We start from the raw sequence: 20735 nt of genomic DNA on the forward strand, positions 1-20735 counted from the left end.
CCCACCCTGACGGCGGACCTGCAAGGCCGAGGACGATTGCGTCCTTGCTTCGACTTGTTGTTGCCACTTGGCTCCCGTCTTGCAACACTTCGCTCGGACCATTCAACCGTCGGAAGCGTTGGCGCAGCCATGGACTTGAATACCATCACAGCTGTCGCCCATCCGCAAACGCGCGCGCAGCTGCCCGTTTGGACGGCAGGTGATGCTTGGCTCGCGGGCGGCACCTGGCTGTTCTCGGAGCCGCAAACGCATCTGACGCGACTGATCGATCTCACCGATCTGAAATGGCCGGCACTTGCGATCACAGAGAGCCACCTCTCGATCGCCGCCACTTGCACCATCGCAGAGGTCGATGGACTCGCCTGCCCCTCTGATTGGCTCGCAGCGCCGCTGATCAACCAGTGCTGCCGGGCCTTCCTTGCCTCATTCAAGATCTGGAAGACCGCGACCGTCGGCGGCAATCTCTGCATGTCGCTGCCGGCGGGACCGATGATCTCGCTGACGTCGGCACTCGACGGCGTCTGCACCATCTGGAAGGCCGGCGGCGGTGAACAGAGGCTTCCGGTCACCGAATTCGTCACCGGCAACCAGCGCAATCGCCTGACGCCAGGCGACCTGCTCCGGCAGATCGACATCCCGCTTCCCGCGCTGAAGCGCCGCACGGCCTTCCGCCAGATCTCGCTGGCGCCCGTCGGCCGCTCCGCGGCGCTGCTGATCGGCAGTCTCGAAGCCGATGATACGCTGACACTCACGGTCACCGCGTCGACGGTGCGGCCGATCCAGCTGCGCTTCCGCAAAGCCCCAGACGCAGGCGCGCTGCGCGCCGCGCTCATGCAGGAGATTACCGATGATCTGTACCACACGGACATCCATGGCGCGCCACTCTGGCGCAAGCACATGACGCTGCGCCTGGCCGAGGACATTCGCGTCGAGCTGCTGGGAGCGATACCCGCATGAGCCTGGAGGTCAATGGCGAGGCATTTTCCCAGGAGCCGCGCGCCGGCCAGTGCCTGCGCACGTTCCTGCGCGAGCTCGGCCATTTCGGCGTGAAAAAGGGCTGCGATGCCGGCGACTGCGGCGCCTGCACCGTACTGCTGGACGGCGAGCCGGTGCACAGCTGCCTGATCCCGGCGTTCCGGGCCGAGGGCCGCAGCGTGACCACGATCGAAGGCCTTGACGGCGATCACGGCACGCATCCGATGCAGCAGGCCTTCCTCGATGCGCAGGGCTTTCAATGCGGGTTCTGCACCGCCGGCATGATCCTGACCTGCGCCTCGCTGAACCAGGCGCAGCGCACCGATCTCGGCACGGCGCTGAAAGGCAATATCTGCCGCTGCACCGGCTATCGGTCGATCGAGGACGCGATCCTCGGCAAGACCAATGTCGAGGCGAGCGTCGAGGCCGGCGCCGCCTTCGGCCGCAGCCTGCCCGCCCCCGCAGGCCCCGATGTGGTCCGCGGCACGGCACGCTACACCTTCGACACCGCAATCGATGGTCTGCTGCACATCAAGCTGCTGCGCTCGCCGCATGCGCACGCGAGGATCGTCGCGATCGACAAGTCGGACGCGCTGAGCATCCCCGGAGTGCACGCCGTGCTGACGCACGAGGATGTGCCCTCCGTCCTGATCTCGACGGCGCGGCATGAGAAAGACTGGATGGACCCGGAGGATACCCGCGTCCTCGACGAGGTCGTCCGTTTCATCGGCCAGAAGGTTGCCGCCGTCGTCGCCGAGACCGAAGCCGCCGCCGAGGCGGCGTGCCGCAAGCTGAAAGTAAGTTACGAGGTCCTGCCGGCGTTGATCGATCCCGAGCTGGCGATGGCCCCGGGTGCGCCGCTCATTCATCCCGACCGCACCACTGCGAACCGCGTTGCCGATGCCCAGCGCAACCTGGTCGCGGAGACGCATGGCGAGTTCGGCGATGTCGCATCGGCGCTTGCAACATCTGCCGCCACCTATGAGGCTACTTTCCACAGTCACCGTGTGCAGCACGCTGCGCTCGAGACCCATGGCGGCCTCGCCTGGCTCGATGATTCCGGCGTGCTCAACGTCCGCACCTCGACGCAGGTGCCGTTCCTGACCCGGCGTGCGCTGTCGGACATCTTTCAGCTTCCCATGGACAAGGTTCGCGTGTTCTGCGAACGCGTCGGCGGCGGGTTCGGCGGCAAGCAGGAGATGTTCGTCGAGGACATCCTGGCGCTTGCCGCGCTGAAGACCGGGCGGCCGGTCAAGCTGGAGCTGACACGCGAGGAGCAGTTCATCGCGACCTCGACGCGGCATCCGATGCGGATCCACGTCAGGGCTGGCGCGGACAGCGAGGGCAAGCTCACTGCGCTCCAGCTCGACGTGCTCTCCAACACCGGCGCCTACGGCAATCACGCCGGCCCCGTGATGTTCCACGCGCTGGCGGAGTCCATCGCCGTCTACAATTGCCCGAACAAGCGGGTCGACGGCGTCGCCGTCTACACCAACACCGTGCCGGCGGGCGCGTTTCGCGGCTATGGCCTGCCGCAGGCGCTGATCGCGGTGGAAGCGGCGATTGACGAACTGGCGGGGCAGCTCGGCATCAGTCCCTACGAGATGCGCCGGCGCAACATCGTGAGGCCCGGCGATCCCATGCTCTCGCCGCCGCCCTCCGAATATCACGACGTGCTCTACGGCTCCTACGGGCTCGACCAGTGCCTCGATCTCGTCGAGCGCGCGATGCAGGTCGATTCCCCGCAGCCGGCGCTGTCGCCGGACTGGCTGATCGGCGACGGCATCGCGCTGACAATGATCGACACCGTGCCGCCGGCCGGCCACTTCGCCGATGCGACGATCGCGCTCAACGACGACGGAGGCTTCGACCTCACCGTCGGCACGGCCGAGTTCGGCAACGGCACCAGCACCGTGCATCGCCAGATCGCGGCGACCACGCTGGCGACCACCGTCGACAAGATTCGTCTGCGCCAGTCCGACACCGCCCATGGCGGCCACGACACCGGCGCGTATGGCAGCGCCGGCACCTTCGTTGCGGGCAAGGCGACGCATGCGGCAGCCGTGCAGCTTGCGAGCGAGCTGAAGACGGCCGCCGCCGGAGCCTGGCTGTGCGATGTGGAGACTTGCGCGCTCGATGCGGACTCCGTCGTCAGCGGCGTCCGCCGCATGCCTTTTACGGAGCTGGCGAAGCTCGCCCGCGAGCGCGGCTGGCCGTTCGCAGGCAGCGGCACGTCCGGCGGCACGCCGCGATCGGTGGGGTTCAACGTGCAGGGCTTTCGCGTCGCGGTGAACAAGGCGACCGGCGAGCTCCGGATTCTCAGGAGCGTGCACGCCGCGGACGCCGGCGTCGTCGCCAATCCCATGCAGTGCCGCGGTCAGGTCGAAGGCGGCGTGGCGCAGGCGCTCGGCGCTGCGCTCTACGAGGAGATGGTGATCGACGCGAGCGGCCGCGTCACCAATCCGAAATTCCGCGACTACCACCTGCCCTCTTTCGCCGACGTGCCGCGCACGGAAGTGTTCTTCGCCGGGACGTCCGACACGATCGGCCCGCTTGGCGCGAAGTCGATGAGCGAGAGTCCCTACAATCCGGTCGCCGCCGCGCTCGGCAACGCGATCGCGGATGCCACCGGCATTCGCTTCACCGCGCCGCCCTTCAAGCCGGACCGGCTGTTTCCGGCGCTCCATGACAAATTCGGCTAGATGCATGTTTCGGGGGATACATCCATGAGCAACGACGTCCATCCCGTCGACGAGGTCCTGCCGGTCCCGCGCCTGCTCGCGCTCGGGCTCCAGCACGTGCTGGTGATGTATGCCGGCGCGGTCGCGGTCCCCCTCATCATCGGCCGCGCGCTGAAGCTGCCGCCGGAGGACGTCGCCTTCCTGATCAGCGCCGACCTGTTCGCCTGCGGACTTGTGACGCTGGTCCAGTGCCTCGGCTTCCCCGGCGTCGGCATCCGCCTGCCCGTGATGATGGGCGTGACCTTTGCTTCGGTTGGCCCGATGCTGTCGATGGCGGCTTCACCGGAAATCGGCCTGCTCGGCATCTACGGCTCCGTGATCGCCGCCGGCCTGTTCGGCATCGTCGTTGCGCCGTTCGTCAGCCGGCTGCTGCCGCTGTTTCCTCCCGTCGTCACCGGCACCATCATTCTCATCATCGGCATATCCCTGATGCGCGTCGGCATCAACTGGGCCGGCGGCGGCCTGCCGACGTTGACGAAGGTGGTCGACGGCGTTTCCGGCAGCTTTCCCAATCCAGCCTATGGGCAATTGCAGGGGCTCGGCATCTCGCTGTTCGTGCTGCTCGTCATCCTCGGCCTGATCAAATGGGGCAGCGGGTTTCTCGCCAACGTGGCCGTGCTGCTCGGCATCATCGCCGGCGCGGTGCTCGCGAGCATTCTGGGCGTGATGCATTTCGACAAGGTCGCCGCCGCCTCCTGGGGCGCACTCGTGCTTCCCTTCCGCTTCGGCATGCCGCAATTCCACCTGGTGCCTGTCATCACCATGTGCATCGTCATGATCGTGGTGATGATCGAATCGCTCGGTATGTTCCTGGCGCTCGGCGAGATCACCGGCAAGGCCGTCGACCGCGAAGCCCTGAGCCGCGGCTTGCGCGCCGACGGGCTCGGCACGCTGCTCGGCGGCATCTTCAACACGTTTCCCTATACCTCGTTTTCGCAGAACGTCGGCCTCGTCTCGGTCACGGCCGTGCGCTCGCGCTGGGTGACGGTGACGGGCGGCTGCATCCTGCTCGTGCTCGGGCTCTTGCCGAAGCTCGCTGCGCTGGTGGAGGCGGTGCCGCTGGTCGTGCTCGGCGGCGCCGGCCTCGTGATGTTCGGCATGGTGGCGGCCACCGGCGCACGCATCCTGGCCGCGGTCGATTTCCGCAACAACCGCTACAATCTGTTCATTGTAGCGATCTCGATCAGCTTTGGACTGATACCGCTCGTTGCTCCCGGTTTTTTCCGCAATCTGCCGCACGATCTGCACCCGCTGCTGGAGTCCGGCATTCTGCTCTGCGCGGTCGTGTCGGTGCTGCTCAATGCCTTCTTCAACGGATTGAGCGGTGGCGCTGCCGCCGAGGCCGACGCGGCGTCAGCCGCCGCATCGGCACAGCATGTCTAAGGCGCGATGCGACTAGGATGAATCGTCATCGCGCTTTGGATTATTGTTTAAGCATGATCTTGTCGGAAAACCGCTACGCACTTTTCCGGATCATGCTCTAGCTGCCGCGATAGGTCGAGTAACTCCAGGGCGTGACCAGCAGCGGCACGTGGTAATGGCTTTCCGGCTCGCTGATCGCAAAGCGCAGCGGGATCTCGTCGAGAAACGGCGGATCGGACAGCGGCACGTTGCGCGCGGCGTAATATTTGGCGACGCTGAAGCGCAGCTCGTAGCGGCCGATCGGCAGCGGACGGCCGCCGATCAGCGGCTGGTCGGTGCGGCCGTCGGCATTAGTCACCGTGCGCGCGATGACGCGATTCTCGCCAAGGCTCGCGAGCTCCACGAGCTCGATCGGGATGCTAGGTGCGGGCTTGCCGATCTGGTTGTCCAGCACATGGGTCGAGAGCCGGCCGTGCACCTTCAGCCTGTCGTCGGCGGCGACCAGCTGGTCGAGCCGCAGCGCCGAGATGCGGCCGATCTCCTCGATCGCACGCCTTATCTCGGTCTTGGCGATGTTGAGCAGCCGCGCCTCGAAGTCGAGCAGCACGGAATCCTTGGTGTGACGGCGCACACAGACGATGTAGGGGAAGCCGAACTTGTCGCGGTAGGCGTTGTTGGCCCGCTCGAACGCGGAATATTCGGCATCCGACAGCCGGTCGAGCCCGGCGCTGTTCTGCTCGTCGGTCGATTCCGCGGTGAGGCCCGCGGCGCGCTGCGTCTTGTTGGCGAGATCGGGATGCGCCCGGATCAGCGCCAGCTGCACGTCAGGCTCGGCACTCTGGATCGCGGCCATCAGCGCGGCGTGCAGCTCGTTGATGCCGGCGAACGGCCGCTTTGCCGCGAGCTGCTCGGCGATCCACGGCGAATATTCGACGACGTTGGCGAGCGCCGCGACGAAGTCGGCCGTGCTTGCAGCGTTGAGATCGGCGAGTGAAATCTGCGACATCATCTCACCCGATCTCGAATGCGTCGGCGGCAAGATGGGCGTGCTTCTCGTGCCAGTGCTGCGCGATCTGAAGCCGCGTCGGCACCCAGACGCGCTCGTGCTTGCCGATATAGTCGAGGAAGCGGATCAAGCCCGCTGCGCGGCCGGGCCGGCCCGCGAGGCGGCAATGCAGACCGACCGACATCATTTTTGGCGCGGTTTCGCCTTCCGCATAGAGCACGTCGAAGGCGTCCTTCAGATAGGTGTAGAACTGCTCGCCCTCGGCAAACCCTTGCGGGTTGATGAACCGCATGTCGTTGGCATCGAGCGTATAGGGAATGATGAGCTGCTTGCCGCTGGCGCCCTTGACCCAATAGGGCAGATCGTCGGCATAGGAGTCGCAGAGATAGAGGAAGCCGCCCTCCTCCATCAAGAGACGGTTGGTGTTGATCGAGGAGCGCCCGGTGTACCAGCCGAGCGGACGTGCGCCGGTCGCCTCGGTATGCACGCGGATGGCCTCGGCGATCTCCGCGCGCTCCTGCGCCTCGGTCATGTCCTTGTGCTCGATCCATTTCAGGCTGTGGCTGGCGATATCCCAGCCCGCCTCCTTCATCGCAGCGACAATCTCGGGATTGCGCTTGAGCGCGGTGGCGACGCCGAACACCGTGGTCGGCCAGCTCCGCTCCTTGAACATCCGCCACAGCCGCCAGAAGCCGGCGCGCGAGCCATATTCGAACATGGATTCGATGTTGGCGTGGCGCTGGCCGGGCCAGGGCTGCGCGCCGAGCACGTCGGACAGAAAGGCTTCCGAGGCGCGGTCGCCGTGCAGGATGTTGTTCTCGCCGCCCTCCTCGAAATTGACGACGAACTGCACCGCGACCCGCGCGTCACCAGGCCATTGCGGATGCGGCGGGTTGCGGCCGTAGCCGCGGAGATCGCGCGGGTAGCGGGGCTCGGTCACTCAGACTTCCTCGAAGCGGATCGGCAGCGCGCCCTTCCACAGCACGCTCTTGCCCAGCATTGCGAGGTTCTCCAGGCCCGAGGTCAGCGTGATGAAATGGTTGCCGGCGAGCTGGCCCATCTTGCTCGCGAAGTGCACGCCGCCATAGGCCAGCAGGATCTCGGTTTCGCTGATGCCGCCGGGATAGAGGATGATCTGGCCGGGCGCGGGATAGCTGGTGTGGTTCTCGTAGCCGACGCCGAAGTCGAGGTCGCCGAGCGGCATCCACACGCCCTCGCCGCTCCAGCGCACATGGATGATGTGGCTTTCGAACGGCAGCGCCTTGCGGAAGGCGGCGACAGTCTTGGGCGCCGCCTGCTCCTCGAAACGGGCATCGAAGGTGAAATCGCCGGCGCGGATAACGAGTTTGCTCATCTCATCTCTCTGGATCGGGGGCGATGCGCGCCCCACGGGGAACTTTCAGCAAAAAGCACTCCGTCGGGCTTCGCGCAAGGGGCGCGAGAGGCTCTCGCATGAGTTGGGCACGCCACCCGGCCTGCTCGATCGCCTCAAAACTCGTCCATTGAACCGGATTGCAGGAGGTGAGTCCACCGACGGTTTTGCGGGGCAAAGGGCGCCGGCGCGGATGCGCTGCGTCCGGGGCACGAGAGCTGAGCGTGGTGCTGCGTTCGGAACGACGAAGATGAGGCGATGGTGCGTTCTCCAAGTAACACTGTCATTCCCCGCCTTGTACGCAATCGCGCACTGGAGCGGGGAATCCAGTACGCCGCGGCCTCTCGATTCAATCACTGGCGTCTCGGAGTACTGGATCGCCCGGTCAAGCCGGGCGATGACACCGAATGTGTGGACGCAGACGTGCGTACTCGGCCTCGCGGCTGCTTCGCCCGAGCTTTGCTTCGTCTCGCCGCCCTCTTAGCCAAGAGGGCGCAGGGAAGGCCGGGTGCCGGCGGCACCCGCGGTCCGCTGCGCTAGAGCACACGCAGGAAGAACCGCAAAGCAGCATACAGGTGAAGCCCAACACACGGCCTTCCCTGCGCGATGGTCAGACGGCTTATGCCGCGCTCTCCCGGGAGCCGAGTTCCTTCTGGCCTCCCTCGCTCCCGCGAAAATCACCGGCACCGCGCCGGTTGACGCCAATGCCGCATTCGCCAGAGCTTGACCGTAGCAACGACGGCCAGGACCACACGGTTTTGCCGTACGCGCGGTTCGTTGGCGCCGCAGGGTTCGACGGCGTTGTGCACGTTGCCATCGAAATGCCGGCGCGACGAACCTGACAGCGCCGCTCGTCCGTACGAAGCCTCGGGGCTCACGGAGAGCAATCCGCCCTGCCCTCAGCTCTCGTACACGACGCTGCCGCGTCCACCGCAAGCCCGGCTCGCGACATGACGACCGCATGATCGCCCCTCGAGATTGAGCCGGGTTGGGCGACACATACGTCATTTCCGAATTTCGGTAAAGCGGAATATTTTCGCGCGAGCGGGTTGATAGCGCCGCGACACACCTCGGTCCGTAGCCTGGATGGAGCGCCAGCGTAATCCGGGACAGCGCAAGATGCCGAGCGCGCAGCCCCGGATTACGCTTTCGCTCCATCCGGGCTACGAGAGACGAGATTGAGCTCGTCGAGACCTGGAGAGCTCAGTACGGTGCGTAACGATAGCCCGGATCGTAGTAGTAGCCGGAACCGCCGTAGTAACCAGGGCCGCCGTAGTAACGCGGGCCATAGCCATAATAATAGCGGTTTTCATAATATTCGCGGCGGCGGCTCTCGGCGATCGCGCCTCCGATCAGACCTGCGGCCATGCCCATGAAGGCGAGACCCGCGGCATTCGGCCCGCGTCGATAGTAACGCCGCCGGTGCGAGCTGAAATCGGTGACGTCGGAGGCAGCCTGGCCGGCAACGACCGCCTTGACAGCCGACTTGGCGGCCGGTGTCCCGGCCGAAGCCGCTGCGGACGGGGATGCGGAAGCCGCAATCAGGGCGAGGCCAGCGAGCGCGACCACGATCGTGTTGCGGCCGGCTGCGGAAATCACGGGTCCAATACTCATGTTCGAATTTCCTCTGTTCTCGCCCAAAGAAACATAAGCAAACGATCTATAATCCGCAAACCACTGAAATGGTTTCATGATCGCGGCGATCTGCCACGCTTTGAACGATTGTAAATCCCGAACGATCAGACCCAGCTTGAACCAGCCAACCTGAGCGGTTAATGAACGGCCGCGCCGTTTTCGGTCGCCGTAAGCGTTTACGTGAACCAACGCATCAACCGACGCCGTCGGGATCGATGCCATTTTCCAGGTTCACCGAGATCGACGCGCCCTTTCCTAGAGAAACCAGATGATTGTGGTCCGCAAACTGCCGGCGCGCTATGCGCCGATCGTGACGCCATTGGTGCTGTCCATCCTCATGACGGCGGTGGTATCGGTCATTTCGACGCTGCGGAGCCTGGGGGCAACGCCGGCGTTCCTGGCGGCCTGGCCGGGCGCCTGGGGACTGTCCTGGCTCGTCGCCTTCCCGACCCTGCTCGTGGTGCTGCCGCTGGTCCGCCGCATCGTGGCCTGGCTCGTCGCAGCGCCACCCCGCCGGTAACCGCGCCTACGACAGCGCCCCCAGCACGCCTCTCGTCGCCTTGTCGATTTCCTCGACATAGCGGCGGCGGGCGAAGCTCTCGGTGAGGAAGCCGACCACCTTGCGGCTGTCGGTGGAATCGACCACCGCCAGCATCTCCGCCTCGGCCTCGTCGAACACCGCCATCGCCGACTTCACGTTCATTTCCGGGATCAGCACGATATCGATCAGCCGGGCGAGCTCGATCACTTGGATGTCGTCGGCGATGGTGTCGAGGTCGCTGGAGAACAAATCAGGCAGCAGGACGAGGCCGATATATTCGTCAGCATTGTTGACGATGACGATTCCCGGCCGCGAGCCGAGCGCGAACTCGCGGCGCGCGGCGGCGATCGTCGTGGTCGAGGGCACCTTGCCGACGTCCGAGCGCATCAGGCGCTCGACCGTAAGATTGCGCAGCCAGCCGACGTCGTTGGCGCTGCGGATGGTCTCGCCGCGCAGATGCAGGCGCCAGGTTGAGAAGGAATGGCCGAACATGAAGCGCACGCAGATCGAGGTCACGATGCAGCCGGCCAGCACCACGGCGGTGACGTCGACGTTACGTGTCATCTCCAGCACGAGGAACGACATCGTGAGCGGGCCGCCGACGATGGCGACGCCGAGCGTCGCCATGCCGGTCAGCATCGCCACCAGCGGATCGATCGCGAAGTTCGGGCTAATGAGCAGCAGCACCGCGGCAAAGAACTTTCCGATCAGGCTGCCGACGAACAGCGAGGCGAAGAACAGGCCGCCGCGAAAGCCCGAGGCGAGCGAGATCAGGCAGGCCGTCAGCTTCAAGGCGATGATCAGCGCGATCAGGCCGATCGTCATGTCGTGGAAGAGATCGAGCACCATGGCGCCATGACCGGCCGCGAGAACCTGCGGCGTGATGATGGCGAAGCCGCCGACGATGAGGCCGCCGATCACAGGACGGAGCCAGACCGGCATCCAGGCGAACAGCCGCTCGAACATCGGCGAGGAGCGCATCACGGCGATGCCGACGCCGCTGGTGATGAGGGCGAGCCCGATCAGCGCCAGATATTGCTCGACACCGACGGCGCTGACCTTGGGTATCTCCAGCGAGTATGGGGCGCCGCCCAGCCATTGCGCAGTCAAGGCCCCCGCGAGGGAGGCGGCGAGGATCGGCGCGGCGCTGCCCACGGCATAGACGCCGACGATCAGCTCGCAGGCGTAGAAGGCGCCGGTGATCGGCGCGCCGAACGCCGCCGCGATCGCTGCCGCGGCCCCGCAACCGACCATCAGGCGCAGATCGGTGCGGCGGAGATTGAAGAACTTGCCGAGCTGCGAGGCGATGCCAGAGCCGATCTGAGTGTAGCCCGCCTCGAGGCCGACGGAGGCGCCGCAACCATTCGAGATCAGAGTCTGGCCTGCGACCACCACGCTGTCGCGCATCGACAGATTGCCGCCCCGCAGCGCGTTCGCCTCGATCGGATCGACCGCGTTCGATATCTTCATGCGCCGCCGCGACCATTCCATGATTCCGAGCGCCAGCCCGCCGAGCGCAGGCGCGATCAGTGCCGCCCATGGGCTGACGCTCGCGTGGGCCGACAAGTGGACATCGATGGGAATGCCGTAGATCACGACATGCGCGATCTGCGCGATGTGGGCCATCAGCGTCACGACCGCGCCCGCGAGCGTGCCGATCACGAGCGCCAGCGGGATCAGGTAGAACTCGTTGCTGCGCAACAGCGCGCGCAGCCGAACCATGGTGCGGTTCGTCTTCTTGCGATCGACGAGATGTTTGATCCGCACTAACACCGTCTGGCCCGCCCTACCCTTCCGACAGGCCGTAGCCGGCCATGCGCTGACGGACCCGCTCGATCTCCTCGCTCGGGAGCAGCGGCGGTTGTCCGATCTGCAGACAGCCGTGATATTGCCGCGCCAGCGTCTCGACCTCGACCGCCAGCCACATCGCCTTGTCCAGGGTCTTGCCGATCGCGATCATGCCGTGATGATCCAGCAGGCAGGCGAGCCGTCCCTCCAGCGCCCGCACCGCATGCTCGGACAGCTCGGCCGTTCCGAACGTCGCGTAGGGGGCGCAGCGGATGCTGTCGCCGCCCGCCGCCGCAATCATGTAGTGCACGGGCGGGATCTCCATGCCCATGATCGCCAGGATGGTGCAATAGGTCGGATGGGCATGCACGACGGCGTTGACGTCGGGCCGCGACTTCAGGATGTCGCGATGAAAGCGCCATTCGCTCGACGGCTTCTGGTCGGGCGCGTGCGAGCCGTCCATGGCCATGAAGACGATCTGGTCCGGACGCATGGCCTCATAGGGCACGCTGGTCGGCGTGACCAGGAGGCCGTCCACATGCCGGACGCTGATATTGCCCGATGTGCCCTGGTTGATGCCGAGCGCGTTCATGCGCCGGCAGGCGTCGATAATGGCCTGTCTCTTGCCGAGCTCGTCCGCTGTCATCGACATGTCGATTTCCTGTCGAGGGCTTGTTGGACCGAGTTACGTCAAAGCAACATGACAGTGCAAGCGAAAGCGTCCCGGATCCCGTGACACTCCGGCCGAACGGGATAGCGACAGGTTAACAGATTGTCGCAGCTACAGGGGCAGGCCGATCCGGACCGACCCCGTTGATGACGAACTGCACGGAATAGGCGGCGAGCAGCATGCCGAGGACGCGCGAGAGCCATAACAAAAGTTAAGGCTGGTGCGGAGGCAATGAGATCGAACGGTGCAATCGCAAAGCAACCATTCCCGACGATTGCCGTTTCACTGTGCATCGATACACGAACAGAAGCAGCCGAAGCAATTGCACGAGCCCCGTTCCAGAATTGATCCGCACGATCCCGTTGCCTGCAGCCGTTGGGCACTTCGATTAGGGACAAACGTCAGAGAGCTCAAGGCAGCGATTCATCAATTCGGCAGCGCAGCGGATGCCGTGGCGTACGGCCTTCAGCAGTGGCGGCGTAGCGCCTCGCGCGGGCAGTGGCAGGGGCGCAGCGGCGCACCGCAGATCGGCATTCTCTCCGATTCCATGGTCGCGCGCGGCGAACAGCTCGCCGCCGTTTCGATGGTCTGCGTCAATGCGATCGGCCTCGTCGCCGGCGCCGTGCCGCGGATTCTGCCCGCGGCGCCGGAGGCTGACATCGATGCCTATCTGGACAGGCTCGACGGCCTCTTGGTCGGCGGCGGACAGACCAACGTCCATCCGTCCCGCTATGGACAAACGGTCGACGAGAAGCGTGACGGCCCGTTCGACGAATTCCGCGACGAGGTCGCGCTGCGCCTGATCCCGCGGGCGCTGGCGCGGGGCATCCCCGCTCTGTTCATCTGTCGCGGCTTCCAGGAGCTGAACGTCGCTTTCGGCGGCACGCTGGCGAAAGAGCCAGACGATTTGCCCGAGGAGCAACGCCATGGCACGCCCGACGCGGACAACGAGGATGCCCGCTATCGGCTGCGGCAGAAGGTGGCCTTGCGCAAGGGCGGCGTCCTGCAGCAGATCTGCGGCGCGGATTCGATTCTAGTGAATTCGCTGCACAGCTTCCTGATCGCCGATCTCGCACCGGGTCTCGTCGCGGAGGCCGTCGCTGACGACGGCTCGATCGAGGCCGTCAGCGTCGAGGGCGCCAGCGATTTTGCGCTCGGCACGCTTTTCCATCCCGATTATTGGGCGAGCTCCGACCACGCCTCGGCGCGCATTCTGGCGGCTTTTGGAGACGCGGTTCGCCGCCACGCCAAGGCACAAGGGGCGGCGTAGGCGATGCACCGCTACCGCTTCGGCATCGAGGAGGAATATTTTCTGGTCAACCGCCAGTCCGCGGCGCCGCGATCCGAGCTGCCCAAGCCCTACATGGCCGCGGCGCAAAAGCGGCTCGGCGAGCGGCTGACCACCGAGATCCTGCAATCGCAGATCGAGGTGGCGACGCCGCCGCTGACGTCTTCGACCGATGCGCTGGCCGAGCTCGCGCATTATCGCGCGGTGCTCACCGAGGTCGGCAAGGACCACGGCGTCGGCATCATCGCGGCCGGCACACACCCGCTGGCGCAGCCGCAGCAGCAGCGCATGACGCGCAAGCGTCGCTACAGCAAGGTCATCAGCGATCTCGGGATGGTCGGCCTCGGCAACCCGATCAGCGGACTGCACGTCCATGTCGAGGTCCCCGAGCCCGATTTGCGCGTCGAGATCATGCACCGCCTGGTGCCGTTCCTGCCGCTGCTGCTGGCGCTCTCGACCTCCTCACCGTTCTGGTGCGGCTACCCGACAGGATTGCTGGGCTACCGCAATGCCGCCAACGATGCCCTGCCCCGGACCGGCTTTCCCGAGATGTTTCGGAACCTTTCCGAATACGAGACCTACGTGAAGACCTTGGTCGATGCCGGCATCGTCCCCAACGCCACCTATGTCTGGTGGGCGTTGCGGCCCTCGCTGCAGCATCCGACGCTCGAGCTGCGCATCACCGATTGCTGCACGGCGATCGCGGATTCGGTGGCGATCGCGGCGCTGTTCCGCGCGCTGGTCCGCCACGCCGTCCACCATCCCGAGCTGAACGCCACCTATTCGGCCGTGCACCGCGCGCTGGTGGAGGAGAATCGCTGGCGCGCCCAGCGCTACGGAACCGACGGCACCTATATCGACCTGGTCTCGTTCGAGCCGGTCTCGTTCAGAAGCTGGCTCGATTCGGTGATCGCCATGGTGGCACCCCACGTCGACCATCTCGGCATCGAAAACGACATCCAGCATCTGAAGTCGATCCCCAAGCGCGGCACGTCGGCCCACCTTCAGCTCGAATATTTTCGCGGCTTGCGCAAGTTCGGCCACTCGCCGCGGGAAGCAATCAGCGACGTGACGAAATGGCTGCGGACCTCGACCGAAGCCGGAGACTTCACCGCCCGGGGCGGCGAGCCGAAAGCGCAAGCGGTGCGGCAACCGCTGACCGACCTGGTCTGACGTCGCCGGCTGCGGTCGCATGGAACGAGGTTTCGACCGCCGACTTAGCTCAGCGTGATAGCAATGGACAATCGTGGAGACCAATCATGAGCGACAGCGGCATTAGCATGCTCCTGGGCCACGCCTCGGCCCAGATGCTCTGGCTCTGGTTCATCGGAGCGTTCGTGCTCGGCGGGGCGCTCGTTTACGGCGTGATGAAGGCGGGCAACTTGCGCCGCAGCGAGCGGGCGCAGCTCGATCGCAACACCGAGGCACGGCAGCGCCAGGAAGATCCCTACAAGCGCCCGACCTGAGCCTTCGCCGGTTGCAGTTTGGAACTTTCATTCATGGAGCGGCTTTGATCGCCTGAGGATTGAGGAGGGCGAGGCCTTCCCGTGTTACCTCATGAGGAGGACGTATGGCTAAACGAGCGAAGAAACGCACGACCAAGAAGACCGCGGCGCGCCGGCCGCGTCAGGCGCCGAAGATGCTCAGCGACCTGTTTCTGGAGACGCTGAAGGACATCTATTTCGCCGAGAACAAGATCATCAAGACCCTGCCCAAGATGGCCAAGGCCGCGAATTCCAAGGAGCTTACGGCCGCCTTCAACAAGCATTTGCGTGAGACCCAGGGCCAGGTCAAACGGCTCGACCAGATCTTCAAGATGCTGGGCAAGCCGGCACGCGGCAAGCCCTGCGAGGCCATCAACGGCATTGCCGACGAGGGCGCCGAGATCATGAAGGAGTTCAAGGGCGCGCCGGCGCTCGATGCCGGACTGCTCGCGGCAGCGCAGTCGGTCGAGCACTACGAGATCTCCCGCTACGGCACGCTGCGCACCTGGGCCGAAGAGCTCGGCATGCAGGACGCCGCAAGGCTGCTCCAGGAGACGTTGGACGAGGAAGAGGCGACCGATCAGACGCTGACCGAGCTCGCCACCTCCGTGATCAACCTCGAAGCGGAACAAGAGTACCGCGCGGCGGCCTGAGCCCGCGCCCTGCCAATGAACGGAACGTCGCGGCCGCATGCCGCGGCGTTCGCTTGCCTTGATCGCACGGGGGCGCATGGCACGTGCGCGCCACCGTACTGGATTTCCTTGGAACCGGCCCCATATGCAGGCTTTCCCACCCCAGAGCCCGCATCATGCAACCCAAAAATCCCCTCGACTGGATGCTGTCCGAAGCCCTGGACTCGCTGACCCGCGCCGATCGGCTGCGCCAGCAGTTCGGCCGCCAGGAAGCCTGCTGGGAGCCGCCGATCGACGTGCTCGAGACCGAGCGTGAGCTCCTGATCCTGGTCGCGCTTCCCGGCGTCAATCCGGACAATGTCGAGACCGTCATCCATGACGGCGTGCTCGTCATCTCGGGTCAGCGCACCCTCCCGCCGGAGCTTCGCAACGCCCGCATCCATCGGCTCGAGCTGCCGCAAGGGCGTTTTGAGCGCCGCATTGCATTGCCCCTCGGCCGTTACGCCATCAGCCGCTTCGTGATGGACGGCTGCGTCGCACTGCGCCTCGCGAAATCCTGAGGTCGATCATGGCCACCGAACAGATGAACAACGAACAAAGCAATAACGACGTGAAGATCCCCGACGACGCGCTGATCATCGTCCCCGTGCGCGAGATGGTGCTGTTTCCCGGCGCGATCGCGCCGATCACGATCGGCCGGGCGAAGTCCATTGCCGCCGCGCAGCAGGCGCTGCGCGAGCAGCGGCCGATCGGCATCGTCCTGCAGCGCAGCCCCGAGACCAATGACCCTGGGCCGGACGACCTCTACAGGGTCGCAACCATTGCCAACATCGTGCGCTACATCACCGCGCCCGACGGCACCCATCACATCGTCTGCCAGGGCGTGCAGCGCGCGCGCATCCTCGACTTCCTGCCGGGGACGCCGTTCCCGGCCGCGCGCTTCCAGCAGATCCCCGAGCCGGCCACGACCTCACCCGAGATCGAGGCCCGCGCGCTGAATCTGCAGCGCCAGGCCATCGAGGCGATCGAGCTGCTGCCGCAGGCGCCGCCCGAGCTCGCCGCGATGTTCCAGGGCACCAGCGCGCCCGGCGCGCTGGCGGATCTGGCGACCTCGTTCATGGACATCAAGCCGCAGGACAAGCAGGAGGTGCTGGAGACCATCGACCTCGCGCTCCGCGTCGAGAAGGTGTCGAAGCACCTGGCCGAGCGGCTGGAGGTGCTGCGCATCAGCAACGAAATCGGCCAGCAGACCAAGGCCTCCTTCGACGAGCGGCAGCGCGAGGCGATCCTGCGCGAGCAGATGGCGACGATCCAGCGCCAGCTGGGCGAAGGCGACGGCAAGCAGGCCGAGGTCGCCGAGCTGACGGCTGCGATCGCCAAGGCCAACATGCCGCCGGAGGCGGAAGCGCATGCCAAGAAGGAGCTGCGCCGCTACGAGCGCATGCCGGAGGCCGCCGGCGAGGCCGGCATGGTCCGCACCTATCTGGACTGGCTGATCGAGCTGCCCTGGGCGCTGCCCGCGGAGAAGCCGATCGACATCAAGGAGGCGCGAGCCATCCTGGATGCCGACCATTTCGGCCTGGAGAAGATCAAGAGCCGGATCATCGAATATCTGGCGGTGCGCAAGCTCGCCCCCCAGGGCAAGGCGCCGATCCTTTGCTTCGTCGGCCCGCCCGGCGTCGGCAAGACCTCGCTCGGCCAATCCATCGCGCGCGCGATGGATCGCCCTTTCGTGCGCGTCAGCCTCGGCGGCGTGCATGACGAGGCCGAGATCCGCGGTCACCGCCGCACCTATATCGGCGCGTTGCCCGGCAACATCATCCAGGGCATCAAGAAGGCGGGCGCGCGGAATTGCGTCATGATGCTGGACGAGATCGACAAGATGGGCCGTGGCGTGCAGGGCGATCCGTCCGCCGCGATGCTGGAGGTGCTCGACCCCGAGCAGAACGGGACGTTCCGGGACAATTACCTCGGCGTGCCCTTCGACCTCTCGCGCGTCGTGTTCATCGCGACCGCCAACATGCTCGACCAGATCCCGGGTCCGCTGCTGGACCGCATGGAGCTGATCAGCCTCGCCGGCTACACCGAGGACGAGAAGCTGGAGATCGCGCGGCGCTATCTGGTGCGGCGGCAGCTGGAGGCCAACGGCCTCTCGGCCGAGCAGGCCGAGATCGAGCCGGAGGCCTTGAAGCTGATTGTCAAGGGCTACACCCGCGAGGCCGGCGTGCGTAACCTCGAGCGCGAGATCGGCAAGGTGCTCCGCCATGCCGCGGTGCAGGTCGCCGAAGGCACGGCCGCGAAGGTCGTGGTGACGGCAAAGGACATCACCACCGTGCTCGGCCAGCCGCGCTTCGAGGGCGAGATCGCACTGCGCACCAGCGTTCCGGGCGTTGCCACCGGCCTTGCCTGGACGCCGGTCGGCGGTGACATCCTGTTCATCGAAGCCACGCGCGTGCCCGGCAAGGGCGGGCTGATCCTGACCGGCCAGCTCGGCGACGTCATGCGCGAGAGCGTGCAGGCTGCGCTGACGCTGGTGAAGAGCCGGGCCGCTCAGCTCGGCATCGATCCGCAAGCGTTCGAGAAGAGCGACATCCACGTTCACGTCCCCGCGGGCGCAACCCCGAAGGACGGGCCGAGCGCGGGCGTTGCGATGTTCACGGCGCTGACCTCCCTGCTCACCAACCGCACGGTGAGGAGTGACACCGCGATGACCGGCGAGATCTCGCTGCGCGGCCTGGTGCTGCCGGTCGGCGGCATCAAGGAGAAGGTGGTGGCTGCGGCTGCTGCCGGCCTGAAGCGGGTGATGCTGCCGGCGCGCAACAAGCGGGACTATGACGACATCCCGAAGAGCGCGCGGGACACCCTCGAGTTCATCTGGCTGGAGAGCGTCGACGAAGCCATCGCCGCGGCGCTCGAGCCGGCTGAAGCCAAGGAAGCGGCGGAGTGAAGGCGATGAAGAAACTGCTGGAAAGAGCGAAGCGGTCGCGGAAGACGCAGCGGCTGCGCCAATTGCTCGATCGCGCGATCGACCGGATTCGCGATGGGCTCGCAGGACCCGAGCCGCGGCTTCAGCCGGTCCCGGTCCGAGTGAAGCGCCGCAAGGGTTGAGCCCTCCGTCTCGAACCCTCGCGGCTGCCCCAGACAAAAGGCCCCCTCGTTCGAGGGGGCCTTTGCGTTGTTAGCCCACGGCGTCCTTGGCGGCCTTGACCGGGCGGGCGCGGACGATCTTCCGGGCCGGCTTGGCCTTGAACATCATCTCTTCACCCGTGAACGGGTTGGTGCCCTTGCGCGCCTTGGTCGCGGGCTTCTTGATGACCACGAACTTGGCGAAGCCCGGCACCAGGAACAGGCCGTTCTTCTTGAGCTCCTTGTGGCCGACGTCGGTCAGCGTCTCCATGACGTTCTTGACGTCACGCTTGGAAAGCTCGGTGGCGGTCGCAATCTTTTCGATCAATTGCGATTTGGACATCTGGGTCGGCATCGTGTCTCCTCTGATTCGTTGCCGGTTGCATATTAGACCAACCGTTGAAGGCCTATAGCCTTCTGCACAGTTTTGTCGCGAAATTACGGGCTTTTCTGGCCTGCTGTGACAAAAAACCCTGCTTTTTAGCTACTTCCGGAGCGGAGGAAGCCTCGGGCAGCGGCTTTTGCCTTGTTTCAAAGGCCCGCACGACATCTTGCTAGAACTGATTCGCCGCCTTCGACAAGCGACGACCGGCCTCTTTGTGAAAGGAGGCGCGTGTTTCACCCTGAAAAATAAGGATCGGATCGCTGGTCGCCGCTCTTCCTCCCCGTAAAAATCGGGAGAAAGTGAGTGGGCGATTGGCTAGACGCGCTCGATGATGATGGCCGGCGCCATGCCGCCGGCGGCGCACATGGTGACGAGACCGCGCTTGAGGTCGCGCCGTTCGAGCTCGTCGAGCACGGTGCCGATCAGGATCGAGCCGGTGGCGCCGATGGGATGGCCGAGCGCGATCGAGCCGCCGTTGACGTTGACCTTGGCCCGGTCGAGCTTGAGGTCGCGGATATATTTTTCCGCCACCACGGCGAAGGCCTCGTTGATCTCGAACAGGTCGATGTCGTCGATCGTGAGGCCCGCCTTGGCCAGCACCTTGCGCGTTGCCGGCACCGGTGCGTTCAGCATCAGGGTCGGCGAGTCCCCCATGTTGGCCATCGCGACCACGCGGGCCCGGGCTTTAAGGCCATGCGCCTTGGCGTAAGCGGGCGAGGCCAGCAGGATCGCGGCAGCGCCGTCGACGACGCCGGACGAGTTGCCGGCGTGATGCACGAAGTCGATGTCGAGATCAGGGTACTTCTGCAGGATCAGGCCGCGATAGGTCGTGCCCTTGTCGTCGAGCGCGTAGTCCGCGACGGCAGGAAATGCCGGCTTCAGGCTGCTGAGGCCTTCCACCGTGGTCTGCGGCCGCGGGTATTCTTCATGATCCAGCGCCAGACTGCCGTCCTCGCGGTAAACAGGCACGAGGCTCTTCTTGAAGTGGCCGTTTGCGATCGCGTGCGCGGCGCGCTTCTGGCTCTCCAGCCCGAGCGCGTCGACGTCGCTTCGGGTGATGCCCTCCAGCGTCGCGATCGCATCGGCGCAGACGCCCTGATGCGACTGCGGATGCCGTGCCCGCAGGCGCAGATTGCCGCTATCCATCATCATCGGACCGCCGCCGCGGCGTCCCTCCATCGACATCATCTCGCAGCCGCCGGCGATGACGAGATCCTCGGCACCGGCCATGATCGAGCTCGCCGCCATGTTGACGCTGGTGATGCCGCTTCCGCAAAAACGATCCAGCGTCACCGCGCTGGCACGCACGTCGTAGCCGGCATCGAGCGCCGACATGCGGCCGAGATCGCCGCTTTGCGTTGCCACCTGCGCGCTGCAGCCCCAGACGATATCATCGACGTCGGCGGTATCGATGCCGGTGCGGTCGGCGAGTGCGCGCAGCACGGTCGCCCCGAGCTGCTGCGGATGAATGCCCGACAGGGCTCCCTTGCCGGCCTTGCCGATGCCCCGCGGCGTGCGGCAGGCATCAATGATCAGCGCGTCAGGCATTGGCGTCGTCCTCTTGTTTATGGGTGTTGAGAACGGTTTTGAATAAGGGGGAGAAGAGAGTCAATGTGCGGCGCTACACGGTTTCTCCCGCCCCTCACTCAGATTTTCCGCTACACGAAAGCCTCAGCGACGTCATGGCCGGGCTTGTCCCGGCCATCCACGCTTGGCTCCGGGCAGGAAGA

The 20735-nt window shown here is 65.5% G+C and carries 18 protein-coding genes and 1 pseudogene; 11 read left to right on the forward strand and 8 right to left on the reverse strand.

Annotated elements, in window-relative coordinates:
• The first annotated feature begins 129 nt into the window (after nt 1–129).
• Genes I6F33_RS13825 through I6F33_RS13835 form a run of 3 tightly spaced genes read left to right on the forward strand, consistent with a single transcriptional unit; the run spans nt 130 to nt 5099 of the window.
• Nucleotides 130–957, forward strand: a complete 828-nt coding sequence (locus I6F33_RS13825; RefSeq protein WP_225142932.1) for an FAD binding domain-containing protein — start codon at nt 130–132, stop codon at nt 955–957.
• Complete coding sequence (locus I6F33_RS13830; protein WP_225142933.1) at nt 954–3677, forward strand: molybdopterin cofactor-binding domain-containing protein; 2724 nt, start codon at nt 954–956, stop codon at nt 3675–3677. The genes I6F33_RS13825 and I6F33_RS13830 overlap by 4 nt, the downstream gene beginning before the upstream one ends.
• 24 nt (nt 3678–3701) lie before the next feature.
• The gene (locus I6F33_RS13835) at nt 3702–5099 is read left to right on the forward strand and encodes a nucleobase:cation symporter-2 family protein (protein WP_225142671.1); all 1398 of its coding nucleotides are present in this window, start codon (nt 3702–3704) and stop codon (nt 5097–5099) included.
• A 97-nt stretch (nt 5100–5196) separates the two neighbouring features.
• Here the strand turns inward: I6F33_RS13835 and uraD are convergent, their stop codons facing one another.
• The 4 genes from uraD to I6F33_RS13855 form a co-directional block, all read right to left on the reverse strand.
• Nucleotides 5197–6084 carry a 2-oxo-4-hydroxy-4-carboxy-5-ureidoimidazoline decarboxylase gene (gene uraD / locus I6F33_RS13840; RefSeq protein WP_225142711.1) on the reverse strand — a complete coding sequence of 296 codons (888 nt, stop codon included), beginning with the start codon at nt 6082–6084 and terminating at the stop codon, nt 5197–5199.
• A gap of 4 nt (nt 6085–6088) precedes the next feature.
• Complete coding sequence (gene puuE / locus I6F33_RS13845) at nt 6089–7024, reverse strand: allantoinase PuuE (RefSeq protein WP_225142669.1); 936 nt, start codon at nt 7022–7024, stop codon at nt 6089–6091.
• A complete protein-coding gene (locus I6F33_RS13850) occupies nt 7025–7438 on the reverse strand; it encodes a DUF3830 family protein (RefSeq protein WP_225142934.1) in 414 nt (137 codons plus the stop codon).
• Nucleotides 7439–8659: 1221 nt separating this feature from the next.
• A complete protein-coding gene (locus tag I6F33_RS13855) occupies nt 8660–9070 on the reverse strand; it encodes a hypothetical protein (RefSeq protein ID WP_225133400.1) in 411 nt (136 codons plus the stop codon).
• A 289-nt stretch (nt 9071–9359) separates the two neighbouring features.
• Here I6F33_RS13855 and I6F33_RS13860 point away from each other — a divergent pair, with 289 nt between their 5' ends.
• Nucleotides 9360–9611, forward strand: a complete 252-nt coding sequence (locus I6F33_RS13860) for a DUF2798 domain-containing protein (protein ID WP_225142935.1) — start codon at nt 9360–9362, stop codon at nt 9609–9611.
• 6 nt (nt 9612–9617) lie between these two features.
• Here I6F33_RS13860 and I6F33_RS13865 read toward each other — a convergent pair whose 3' ends face one another.
• Together I6F33_RS13865 and I6F33_RS13870 are read right to left on the reverse strand one after the other, a co-directional pair.
• Nucleotides 9618–11405 carry a chloride channel protein gene (locus I6F33_RS13865; protein WP_036007832.1) on the reverse strand — a complete coding sequence of 596 codons (1788 nt, stop codon included), beginning with the start codon at nt 11403–11405 and terminating at the stop codon, nt 9618–9620.
• A 13-nt stretch (nt 11406–11418) separates the two neighbouring features.
• Entirely contained in the window at nt 11419–12072 is a 654-nt protein-coding gene (locus I6F33_RS13870) for an L-fuculose-phosphate aldolase (protein ID WP_193374969.1), read from the reverse strand.
• Nucleotides 12073–12334: 262 nt separating this feature from the next.
• Here I6F33_RS13870 and I6F33_RS38625 point away from each other — a divergent pair.
• From I6F33_RS38625 to lon, 7 genes and pseudogenes are all read left to right on the forward strand, one after another.
• Nucleotides 12335–12535, forward strand: a pseudogene (locus I6F33_RS38625) (DUF3606 domain-containing protein); the annotation flags it as partial.
• Between the two features lie 6 nt (nt 12536–12541).
• Nucleotides 12542–13360 (forward strand): gamma-glutamyl-gamma-aminobutyrate hydrolase family protein, encoded by an 819-nt coding sequence (locus tag I6F33_RS13875; RefSeq protein WP_050996103.1) that lies wholly within the window; start codon nt 12542–12544, stop codon nt 13358–13360.
• A gap of 3 nt (nt 13361–13363) precedes the next feature.
• Nucleotides 13364–14551, forward strand: coding sequence for a carboxylate-amine ligase (locus tag I6F33_RS13880; RefSeq protein ID WP_050996100.1), 1188 nt, complete (start codon nt 13364–13366; stop codon nt 14549–14551).
• 86 nt (nt 14552–14637) lie between these two features.
• Nucleotides 14638–14844, forward strand: coding sequence for a hypothetical protein (locus I6F33_RS13885; RefSeq protein ID WP_036007833.1), 207 nt, complete (start codon nt 14638–14640; stop codon nt 14842–14844).
• Between the two features lie 104 nt (nt 14845–14948).
• Nucleotides 14949–15515: a ferritin-like domain-containing protein gene (locus tag I6F33_RS13890; RefSeq protein WP_057026606.1), complete on the forward strand. Its 567-nt coding sequence runs from the start codon at nt 14949–14951 to the stop codon at nt 15513–15515.
• 155 nt (nt 15516–15670) lie between these two features.
• The gene (locus tag I6F33_RS13895; protein WP_024342525.1) at nt 15671–16054 is read left to right on the forward strand and encodes an Hsp20/alpha crystallin family protein; all 384 of its coding nucleotides are present in this window, start codon (nt 15671–15673) and stop codon (nt 16052–16054) included.
• Between the two features lie 8 nt (nt 16055–16062).
• Nucleotides 16063–18441, forward strand: a complete 2379-nt coding sequence (gene lon, locus I6F33_RS13900; RefSeq protein WP_225142936.1) for an endopeptidase La — start codon at nt 16063–16065, stop codon at nt 18439–18441.
• 231 nt (nt 18442–18672) lie between these two features.
• Here lon and I6F33_RS13905 read toward each other — a convergent pair whose 3' ends face one another.
• Both I6F33_RS13905 and I6F33_RS13910 read right to left on the reverse strand, forming a co-directional pair.
• Nucleotides 18673–18975, reverse strand: coding sequence for an HU family DNA-binding protein (locus tag I6F33_RS13905; protein ID WP_018320691.1), 303 nt, complete (start codon nt 18973–18975; stop codon nt 18673–18675).
• A gap of 345 nt (nt 18976–19320) precedes the next feature.
• Nucleotides 19321–20553 carry an acetyl-CoA C-acetyltransferase gene (locus I6F33_RS13910; protein ID WP_225142937.1) on the reverse strand — a complete coding sequence of 411 codons (1233 nt, stop codon included), beginning with the start codon at nt 20551–20553 and terminating at the stop codon, nt 19321–19323.
• Between the last annotated feature and the right edge of the window lie 182 nt (nt 20554–20735).

This window comes from Bradyrhizobium sp. BRP20 (assembly GCF_020194215.1).
Taxonomy (GTDB): domain Bacteria; phylum Pseudomonadota; class Alphaproteobacteria; order Rhizobiales; family Xanthobacteraceae; genus Bradyrhizobium; species Bradyrhizobium yuanmingense.